Raw genomic sequence first — 9763 nt, forward strand, 5'->3', positions numbered from 1 at the left:
GGATCCGGTGGTACTGGGAGCGCACCATGTAGTGCTCCTGGTTCCGCCAGTCCGCCACCGGGTCGCCCTTGGGGGTGCCGGTCCAGGCGATGAGCAGCTTCTGCCCGTCGGGGCCGGTGTAGCGGTCGCCGGCACCGCCGGTCGAACGGTACGACCATCCCTCGGGCAGCCCGATCGAGTAACCCTGGCCGCCCTTGTGGGTCGACGCCACGGGGGCGCTCCCGCCGTCCTTGGTGCCGGAGTCGCCCTTCTCGTCGGAGCCGGACCCTTCGGCGGACTCGCTCGCCTCCGTCCCGGCCGTGCCGTCCTGCCCCGAACCGTCACCGGCGGCCGGCGAACTCGCGCCGTCCGTCCGCTTGCCCCTGTCCGTGCCGACGCCGGTGCTCTTGTCCTGCTTCGGCGACGCGTCGGCGCTGCTCACGGCCTTGGCCCCGGTCTTGCCGCCCTTGCCGTCGTCGCCGCTCAGGGCGATGGCCAGCACGGCCCCGAGCACCGCGAGGACGACGACCACGGCGATCACGACCAGCGTGCGCCGGGGGACCACGTCGGTCAGCGGCGCCCTCGGCACCGGCCGCGGCGGCAGGTCCAGGTCCGGCGGCGGCACCACGGGCCAGCCGGAACCGGTCCGGTTGGCACCGGCGTTCGGCACGCCGGCGCCGGCCGATCCGGCCCCCGCCCCGGTACGAGCACCGGGCGCACCGGATGCACCGGATGCGCCGGATGCGCCGGGCCGCGTGCCGCCCGGGGCCGCGTTGCCGGCGGCCGGCGCACCGGGCACGGCCGGCGTGCCGGCGGTGCCCGGTGCGGCCGGCTCGCTGCCGCTCTTCGCCCGCGCCGACGCCGCGCCGGTGGCCGCTCCGGCCGCCTTGCGGACCGAGCGCAGCGCGCCGCGCAGCTTCTCCCCGGGCTTCTCCCCGGGCTCGTCGCCCCGGCCGCCGTCCCCGCCGCCGGGCTGCGCCGGCAGCGGAACCACCCGGGTGGCGTCCATCGGTTCCGGCTCGGGCGCACGTATGACCGCGTTGAGCATGGCCCGGGCCCCGGCGTCGTCGAGCCGCTTGGCCGGGTCCTTGCTCAGCAGGCCGTAGATGACGTCCCGCAGCGGTCCCGCGTTCTTCGGTTCCTCCAACTGCTCGGTCATCACCGCGGTGAGCGTGGCGATCGCCGAACCCTTGTCGTAGGGCGGCGTGCCCTCGACCGCCGCGTACAGCAGACCGCCGAGCGACCAGAGGTCCGCCGCCGGGCCCGGCTTGTGGCCGCGGGCCCGCTCCGGCGAGATGTAGGAGGGGGCGCCGACCAGCATGCCGGTGGAGGTGATGGACGGGTCGCCCTCGACCTGCGCGATGCCGAAGTCGGTGAGCACGACCCGGCCGTCCTCGGCGATGAGCACGTTGGACGGCTTCACGTCCCGGTGCAGGATGCCCTCCCGGTGCGCGGAGCGCAGCACGTCGAGGATGGCGAGCCCCACCTCGGCGGCGCGCTTCGGCTCCAGCACGCCGTCCTCGCGGATGACCTCGGCCAGGGACTTGCCCTCGACCAGCTCCATGACGATCCACGGCCGGTCGTCCTCGTCGACCACGTCGAAGACCGTCACCGCGCTGTTGTTGCGGATCCGGGCGATCGCCTTGGCCTCGCGCAGGGTGCGCGTGATCAGGCGCCGCTTCTCCTCCTCGTCGATGTTCGACGGGAACCGCAGTTCCTTGACGGCGACCGTCCGGCCCAGGGTCTCGTCCTCGGCCCGCCAGACCGTGCCCATACCGCCCCGGCCCAGCACGTCTCCCAGCCGGTACCGCCCGGCGAGGAGACGCCGCTCGCTCTTGCCCTGACGAGTCTCCTGACGAGATGTACCCGCCCGCTCCGCCTCCGACATGCGTCCCCTCATACAACCCGCCCTGACAGAGCCTCCATTGTCTCTCACCCGACAAGTGCCCGGCGCCCAGGGTGTTCATGGGCCCGACCCGCCCTCCGCAACCCCGCAGACCCGCTGAATCTGGTGCTCCGCTTACCGGGATGATGGGTCGTAAGAAGGGAGGAACCGGGATGCCGACGCTTCGGGCAGTCCTGTCCATACCGGTGTGTCTGGTACTGCTGCTGGCCCCGGCCGCCTCCCAGGACACCGCTCCGGCCGCCGCCACCGACTCGGTCCTGCCGTTCTTCGTCCAGGACGGTGGAGCACCCGCCGCGGCCCTGCTGGTCCGGGACGCCGGCACGGACGGGGTGCGCCTGCGGTACACGGCCGCCGGGCGGGGCATCGCCCGCGCCGACCACTTCCGGGCCGGCAGCATCACCAAGACCTTCCTGGCGACGGTCGTGCTCCAGCTGGCCGCGGAGCACCGGCTCTCCCTGTCCGACACCGTGGAGCGGCACCTGCCGGGGCTGCTCCGCGGGGACGGCGCCGACGGCCGGCACATCACCCTGCGGGCGCTGCTCACCCACACCAGCGGGCTGGCCGACTTCACCGAAGCGACCGACGGCGCCGCGCCGCTGACCCCGCTTCAGGCGGTACGCGTCGCACTCTCCCTCCCTCCGGCCCGTCCGGGCCGCTTCTTCTACTCCAGCACCAACTACGTTCTGCTCGGCCTGGTCGTCCGCCAGGTCACCGGTCACTCCTACGCCGCCGAGGCCGAGCGCCGCGTCATCGCTCCGCTGGGTCTGACGGGTACCTCCTTTCCCGGGTCCCGCAGGTCACTTCCCGCGCCGCACGGCCGCGCCTACGCGGCCGACGGTTCCGACGTCACCGAACTCGACCCGCGCGTGGCCGGTGCGGCGGGTGAGCTGGTGACCACGCTGGCCGACCTGGACCGCTTCTACGCGGCCCTGTTCGGCGGCCGGCTGCTGCCCCCGCGCGGGCTGCGCGAGGTGCTCGACACCCGTGCCGCACACGGCTCGTACGGCATGGGGGTGTTTCCGGTGAAGCTGCCGTGCGGCACCACCGTGTGGGGGCACAACGGCCGGATATCCGGGAGCTACGTGCGCAGCGCAGCCACCGCCGACGGCCGCCGTGTCCTCACCGTCCGGGTGAACACGGACGCGATCGCAGATCCCCGCCTCGAACCGGCCCTGCTCGCCGCCGAGTTCTGTCCTCGCACCCGGTAGAACGGCCGGGAACCGCACGGAGATCCCGCCTCGACTCACTCGTCCGGGTGAAGTCGGGGAGACGAGGAGCCGTGGACGACCGCGGGAGGGGACCGGCGGGGCGCGGGGTCACAGCGGGACGATGTCCGGTGCTCCCAGCCGTGCCGCGTCCGCCGTCTGGTCGTCCGGCTGGAGCTGGGACTCGCGCTCGGCCTCGACCCGCTTCTCGTAGTGGGCGACCTCGCGCTCGATCTGGCCGGCGTCCCAGCCGAGGACCGGCGACATCAGCTCGGCCGCCTCGCGGGCGCTGCGGGTGCCGCGGTCGAAGGTCTCGATGGAGATGCGGGTGCGGCGGGTGAGGACGTCGTCCAGGTGCCGGGCGCCCTCGTGCGAGGCGGCGTACACCACTTCGGCGCGCAGATAGTCGTCGGCGGCGTGCAGCGGCTCGCCCAGCGCGGGGTCGGCCGCGATGAGGTCCAGGACCTCCTCGGCGAGGGAGCCGTACCGGTTCAGCAGGTGCTCCACGCGGACCACGTGCAGTCCGGTGCGGGCGGCTATGCGCGCCCGCGCGTTCCACAGCGCCTGGTAGCCCTCTGCGCCCAGCAGCGGGGTCTCCTCGGTCACGCAGTCGGCGACGCGCGTGTCCAGGCCGTGCACCGCCTCGTCCACGGCGTCCTTGGCCATCACCCGGTACGTCGTGTACTTGCCGCCCGCCACGACCACCAGCCCCGGCACCGGATGGGCCACCGTGTGCTCGCGCGACAGCTTGCTGGTGGCGTCGGACTCGCCGGCCAGCAGCGGGCGCAGCCCGGCGTACACGCCCTCCACGTCGTCGCGGCCGAGCGGCACGGCGAGCACCGAGTTGACGTGTTCCAGCAGGTAGTCGATGTCGGCGCTGGACGCGGCCGGATGGGCCTTGTCCAGGTCCCACTTGGTGTCGGTGGTCCCGACGATCCAGTGCCGGCCCCACGGGATGACGAACAGGACGGACTTCTCGGTGCGCAGGATCAGGCCGGTGGTGGAGTGGATGCGGTCCTTGGGCACGACCAGGTGGATGCCCTTGGAGGCGCGGACGTGGAACTGCCCGCGCTCGCCCACCATGGCCTGCGTGTCGTCGGTCCACACGCCGGTGGCGTTGACGACCTGCTGGGCGCGGACCTCGTACTCCCCGCCGGCCTCCACGTCCTGCACCCGGGCGCCGACGACCCGTTCGCCCTCGCGCAGGAAGCCGGTCACACGCGCGCGGTTGGCGACTTTCGCGCCGTAGGACGCCGCCGTACGCACCAGGGTGGCCACGAAGCGGGCGTCGTCCATCTGGGCGTCGTAGTACTGCAGGGCGCCGACCAGGGCGTCCTTCTTCAGACAGGGGGCCACGCGCAGGGCGTGCCGGCGGGTCAGGTGGCGGTGCATGGGCAGGCCCCGGCCGTGGCCGCGGGCCATCGACATCGCGTCGTAGAGCGCGACGCCCGAGCCGGCGTACAGCCGCTCCCAGCCCTTGTGCTGGAGCGGGTAGAGGAACGGGACCGGCTTGACCAGGTGCGGGGCGAGGCGCTCCAGCAGCAGGCCGCGCTCCTTGAGCGCCTCGCGGACCAGGGCGAAGTCGAGCATCTCCAGATAGCGCAGGCCACCGTGGATCAGCTTGCTGGACCGGCTGGAGGTGCCCGAGGCCCAGTCGCGGGCCTCGACCAGGCCGGTGGACAGGCCGCGGGTGACGGCGTCCAGCGCGGTGCCGGCGCCCACCACCCCGCCGCCGACCACCAGCACGTCCAGCTCGCGCTCCGCCATCGCCGCCAGTGCCTCGGCTCGCTGCGCCGGCCCCAGTGTCGCTGTCCTCACCGCTGCCTCCCGCTGTCGCACACTTGCTCGCGTCGGCCGCACCCGGAGGGCGAAGCCCGGTTCATCCCCTCCTCATGCCCAGATTCTGACGGGGATGCCCTGCTCCAGCCACCACGGGCTCCCCGCCTGTGGACAACTCACCCACAACCCTGGGAAGACACACAAACACAATCACACATAACGGTCATATGTGTACCTAGTCTTGCAATGCACTCGCTCATCCTGTCCACAGCGGTTGCGCACCTGTCCCGCTTCGGCTCCTGGGAAGGACGGCTCACGCCATGCCCGCAGACCTCGCCGTCATCGGACTCGGTCCCTACGGCTTGCCGCTCGCCCAGGCCGCCGTCGCCGCCGGTGTCTCCACCGTCGGCTATGCCACCGGCCCCGAGGCCGGCTCGCTCAGCCCGGCGGAACTGCGCCGGATGCACTCCGCCGGGTTCCGGCCCCTGAGCGACCCGGCCCAGCTCGGCCGCGTACGCACGGCGGTGATCTGCGCGCCCACCCCGCGCGGCGCCGACGGCGGACTCGACCTCGGGCAGGTCGAGGCGGCGGCACGCACCCTGGCCGCGCGGCTGCGCCCGCACACCACGGTCATCCTGGAGTCGCCGGTGCTCCCCGGGACGACGGAGGACTTCCTGCGCCCGCTGCTGGAGGAGGGCTCCGGGCTGCGCGCCGGCCGCGACTTCCACCTGGCGTACTCCCCCAGCCGGGTCGACCCCGGCAGTCGCGACCACACCCCCGCGAGCACCCCCAAGGTCATCGGCGGCCTCACCCCCGCCTGCACCGAGTCGGCCGCCGCGTTCTACGGCCGGCTCACCGACAAGGTCGTCCGCGCGCGCGGGCTGCGCGAGGCGGAGACCGTGCAGCTGCTGGAGACCAACTACCGGCACGTCAACATCGCGCTCGTCAACGAGATGGCCGTCCTCTGCCACGAACTGGGCGTGGACCTGTGGGACGTCATCCGGTGCGCCGAGACCAAGCCCTTCGGCTTCCAGGCGTTCCGGCCGGGACCCGGAGTCGGCGGGCACGGCGCGGCGCAGGACCTGACCGGGCACGCGACCCGCACCCTGCGCATGGTCGAGCTGGCCCAGCAGGTCAACAGCCGGATGCCCCGGTACGTCGTCCAGCGCGCGGCCACACTCCTGAACGAACACGGCAAGTCCGCGCGCGGGGCCCGCGTGCTGCTGCTCGGCGTCACCTACAAGCCCGACCTCGCCGACCAGCAGGGCACCCCGGCCCAGGAGATCGCCGTACGGCTGATGGGGCTGGGCGCGGCCGTCAGCTACCACGACCCGTACGTGCCCGCGTGGAGCGTCCTGGACCGGCCCGTGCCCCGCGCCGACTCCTTCTACGAGGCCGCGGCCGACGCCGACCTGACGATCCTGCTCCAGCAGCACCGCACGTACGACCTGCAGGGCCTGTCGGTGAAGGCTCAGCTGCTGCTGGACACGCGGGGGGCCACACCGACGGGGGCGGCGCACCGGTTGTGACCGCGCCCCGGCTGTGACCCTGCCCGCGGGGCCGGCGGGCGCGCCCCGCCTCGCTGCCCTGCTCCGGGCCGGCGCCCGCCGCGAACGCGGCATACTCGTCGGACGTCCGACCAGGAGGCAGGCAGCAGCGTGATCACCCTCGAGCCCGAAGCCCTCCGTACCGACCGGCTGGCCCTGCTTCCCCTGCGGGTCGAGCACGCCGACGAGATGGCCGCGGTACTTTCCGATCCCGGCCTGCACACCTTCATCGGCGGTGCCCCCGACACCGCCGAGGATCTGCGCGTGCGCTACGAACGCCTGGTGGCCGGCTCGCCCCGGCCCGGTGAAGCCTGGTGCAACTGGGTGATCCAGCTCCGCGACGCCGCCTGCCTGACCGGCCATGTCCAAGCGACGGTCACCGCCGACGACCGCGGAACCGCCGCGGAGATCGCCTGGGTGGTGGGGACCCGCTGGCAGCGGCGCGGCATCGCCGCCGAAGCCGCCCGAGGACTCGTCGCATGGCTCCGGAAGCATCCGGTGCACACGGTCACCGCCCACATCCACCCGGACCACGAGGCATCCGCCGCCGTCGCCACCGCGGCCTCACGCCCACCGGCCAGTGGCACGACGGAGAGATCAGATGGCAGCTGACGATCAGCTGATCGTCCTGCGGATCGGTCCGCCCGTGCTCGGGCATGCGAGAGGGCCGGTCGTCCCCGCGGAACGACCGGCCCTTCAGGCGTCCGGGCGGCATGGCGACCACCCCGGCGGCTACCGCCGGTGCTGGCTGTCCGCGACCGTCACCTCGACGCGCTGGAACTCCTTCAGCTCGCTGTAGCCGGTGGTGGCCATGGCGCGGCGCAGGGCGCCGAAGAAGTTCATCGAGCCGTCCGGGGTGTGGGACGGGCCGGTGAGGATCTCCTCGATCGTGCCGACCGTGCCGAGGTCGACCTTCTTGCCGCGCGGCAGCTCCTCGTTCACCGCCTCCATGCCCCAGTGGTGGCCCTTGCCGGGCGCGTCCGTGCCCCGGGCCAGCGGCGAACCCATCATGACCGCGTCGGCGCCGCAGGCGACCGCCTTGGGCAGGTCGCCGGACCAGCCGACACCGCCGTCGGCGATCACGTGCACGTACCGGCCGCCGGATTCGTCCATGTAGTCCCGGCGGGCCGCGGCCACGTCGGCGACGGCCGTGGCCATCGGGACCTGGATGCCGAGGACGTTGCGCGTGGTGTGCGCGGCGCCGCCGCCGAAGCCGACCAGGACGCCGGCCGCGCCGGTGCGCATGAGGTGCAGCGCGGCGGTGTAGGTGGCGCAGCCGCCGACGATCACCGGGACGTCGAGCTCGTAGATGAACTGCTTGAGGTTGAGCGGCTCGTGCGAGGACGAGACGTGCTCCGCCGAGACCGTCGTGCCGCGGATGACGAAGATGTCCACGCCGGCGTCCACGACCGCCTTGGAGAACTGGGCGGTGCGCTGCGGGGAGAGCGCCGCGGCGGTGACCACGCCGGAGTCGCGCACCTCCTTGATGCGCGCGCCGATCAGCTCCTCCTTGATCGGCGCCGCGTAGATCTCCTGGAGGCGGCGGGTCGCCTGCTCGGCGGGCAGCTCGGCGATCTCGTCCAGCAGCGGCTGCGGATCCTCGTGCCGCGTCCACAGGCCCTCGAGGTTGAGCACGCCGAGGCCGCCCAGCTCGCCGATGCGGATCGCGGTGGCCGGGGAGACCACGGAGTCCATGGGGGCGGCCAGGAAGGGCAGCTCGAAGCGGTAGGCGTCGATCTGCCAGGCGATCGAGACCTCCTTCGGGTCCCGCGTACGGCGGCTGGGGACGACGGCGATGTCGTCGAAGGCGTACGCCCGGCGGCCGCGCTTGCCGCGCCCGATCTCGATCTCAGTCACGTTGGTGGCCTTTCCCTATGCGTTGCAGCGCCTTCCAGTATCGCCGACGGGTACGGCAAGGGCGGCCCCGGATGGTCCGGGGCCGCCCTTTCACCTGCCGCACGCGTGCGCGGAGGCCGGCACGCGCTGTTGTCCGGGGGGAGCTACCGCTTGCTGCTGTAGTTCGGCGCCTCGACCGTCATCTGGATGTCGTGCGGGTGGCTCTCCTTCAGACCCGCCGAGGTGATCCGCACGAACCGGCCGTTGGCCTGCAGGTCGGGGACCGTCTGGCCGCCGACGTAGAACATCGACTGGCGCAGGCCGCCGACCAGCTGGTGGACGACCGAGGAGAGCGGGCCGCGGTAGGGCACCTGGCCCTCGATGCCCTCGGGGATCAGCTGCTCGTCGGAGGCGACGCCCTCCTGGAAGTAGCGGTCCTTGGAGAACGACCGGCGGTCGCCGCGGGACTGCATGGCGCCGAGCGAGCCCATGCCGCGGTACGACTTGAACTGCTTGCCGTTGATGAACAGCAGCTCGCCCGGCGACTCCTCGCAGCCCGCGAGCAGTGAGCCGAGCATCACCGTGTCGGCGCCCGCGACCAGCGCCTTGGCGATGTCGCCGGAGTACTGCAGGCCGCCGTCGCCGATGACCGGGACGCCGGCGTCCTTCGCGGCGAGCGCGGCCTCGTAGATCGCGGTGACCTGGGGGACGCCGACGCCGGCGACGACACGGGTCGTACAGATCGAGCCCGGTCCGACACCGACCTTGATGCCGTCGGCGCCGGCGTCGACCAGTGCCTGCGCGCCGTCGCGGGTGGCGACGTTGCCGCCGATGACGTCGACGCCGGAGGAGTTCGACTTGATCTTGGCGATCATGTCGCCGACCAGGCGGGAGTGGCCGTGCGCGGTGTCCACGACGATGAAGTCGACACCGGCCTCGATCAGGGCCTGGGCACGCTCGAAGGCGTCACCGGCGACACCGACCGCGGCGCCGACCAGCAGCCGGCCCTCGGCGTCCTTGGCGGCGTTCGGGTACTTCTCCGCCTTGACGAAGTCCTTGACCGTGATGAGGCCCTTGAGGACACCGTCGTCGTCGACCAGCGGCAGCTTCTCGATCTTGTGCTTGCGCAGCAGCTCCATGGCCTCCGGGCCGGAGATGCCGACCTTGCCGGTGACCAGCGGCATCGGGGTCATGACCTCGTGCACGCGGCGGCTGCGGTCGCTCTCGAAGGCCATGTCCCGGTTGGTGACGATGCCGAGCAGCTTCTTGTCACCGCCGGTCACCGGGACGCCGCTGATGCGGAACTTGGCGCACAGGGCGTCGGCCTCGGCGAGCGTGGCCTCCGGGTGGATGGTGATCGGGTCGGTGACCATGCCGGACTCGGAGCGCTTCACCAGGTCGACCTGGTTGGCCTGGTCCTCGATGGAGAGGTTGCGGTGCAGGACGCCGACGCCGCCCTGGCGGGCCATCGCGATCGCCATGCGGGACTCGGTCACCTTGTCCATGGCGGC

At 72.8% G+C, this 9763-nt stretch carries 6 protein-coding genes and 1 pseudogene; 3 read left to right on the top strand and 4 right to left on the bottom strand.

Annotated features, from left to right (window positions below; all coding sequences use genetic code 11):
- On the bottom strand, positions 1-1867 hold a 1867-nt coding region (locus IE312_RS04490; protein ID WP_229899037.1), incomplete at its 3' end, for a serine/threonine-protein kinase.
- Positions 1868-2037: 170 nt separating this feature from the next.
- Here IE312_RS04490 and IE312_RS04495 point away from each other — a divergent pair.
- Entirely contained in the window at positions 2038-3093 is a 1056-nt protein-coding gene (locus IE312_RS04495; protein WP_189978587.1) for a serine hydrolase domain-containing protein, read from the top strand.
- Positions 3094-3201: 108 nt separating this feature from the next.
- Here IE312_RS04495 and IE312_RS04500 read toward each other — a convergent pair whose 3' ends face one another.
- Complete coding sequence (locus IE312_RS04500; RefSeq protein WP_189978589.1) at positions 3202-4908, bottom strand: glycerol-3-phosphate dehydrogenase/oxidase; 1707 nt, start codon at positions 4906-4908, stop codon at positions 3202-3204.
- A gap of 281 nt (positions 4909-5189) precedes the next feature.
- On the opposite strand from IE312_RS04500, the gene IE312_RS04505 reads away from it, so the two are divergent.
- Both IE312_RS04505 and IE312_RS04510 read left to right on the top strand, forming a co-directional pair.
- A complete protein-coding gene (locus IE312_RS04505) occupies positions 5190-6398 on the top strand; it encodes a nucleotide sugar dehydrogenase (RefSeq protein WP_189978596.1) in 1209 nt (402 codons plus the stop codon).
- Positions 6399-6527: 129 nt separating this feature from the next.
- A pseudogene (locus tag IE312_RS04510) lies at positions 6528-7039 on the top strand (GNAT family N-acetyltransferase).
- Between the two features lie 109 nt (positions 7040-7148).
- Here IE312_RS04510 and IE312_RS04515 read toward each other — a convergent pair.
- Positions 7149-8273 (bottom strand): GuaB3 family IMP dehydrogenase-related protein, encoded by a 1125-nt coding sequence (locus IE312_RS04515; protein WP_189978598.1) that lies wholly within the window; start codon positions 8271-8273, stop codon positions 7149-7151.
- Positions 8274-8416: 143 nt separating this feature from the next.
- Positions 8417-9763 (bottom strand): IMP dehydrogenase (gene guaB / locus IE312_RS04520; RefSeq protein ID WP_229899039.1); only part of this gene is annotated, 1347 nt, incomplete at its 5' end.

The sequence above is a fragment of the Streptomyces capoamus genome (assembly GCF_014654935.1).
Classification (GTDB): domain Bacteria; phylum Actinomycetota; class Actinomycetes; order Streptomycetales; family Streptomycetaceae; genus Streptomyces; species Streptomyces capoamus.

Coding starts and splice junctions, on each gene's coding strand:
- IE312_RS04495 (WP_189978587.1), top strand. CDS start 2,038: ATGCCGACGCTTCGGGCAGTCCTGTCCATACCGGTGTGTCTGGTACTG.
- IE312_RS04505 (WP_189978596.1), top strand. CDS start 5,190: ATGCCCGCAGACCTCGCCGTCATCGGACTCGGTCCCTACGGCTTGCCG.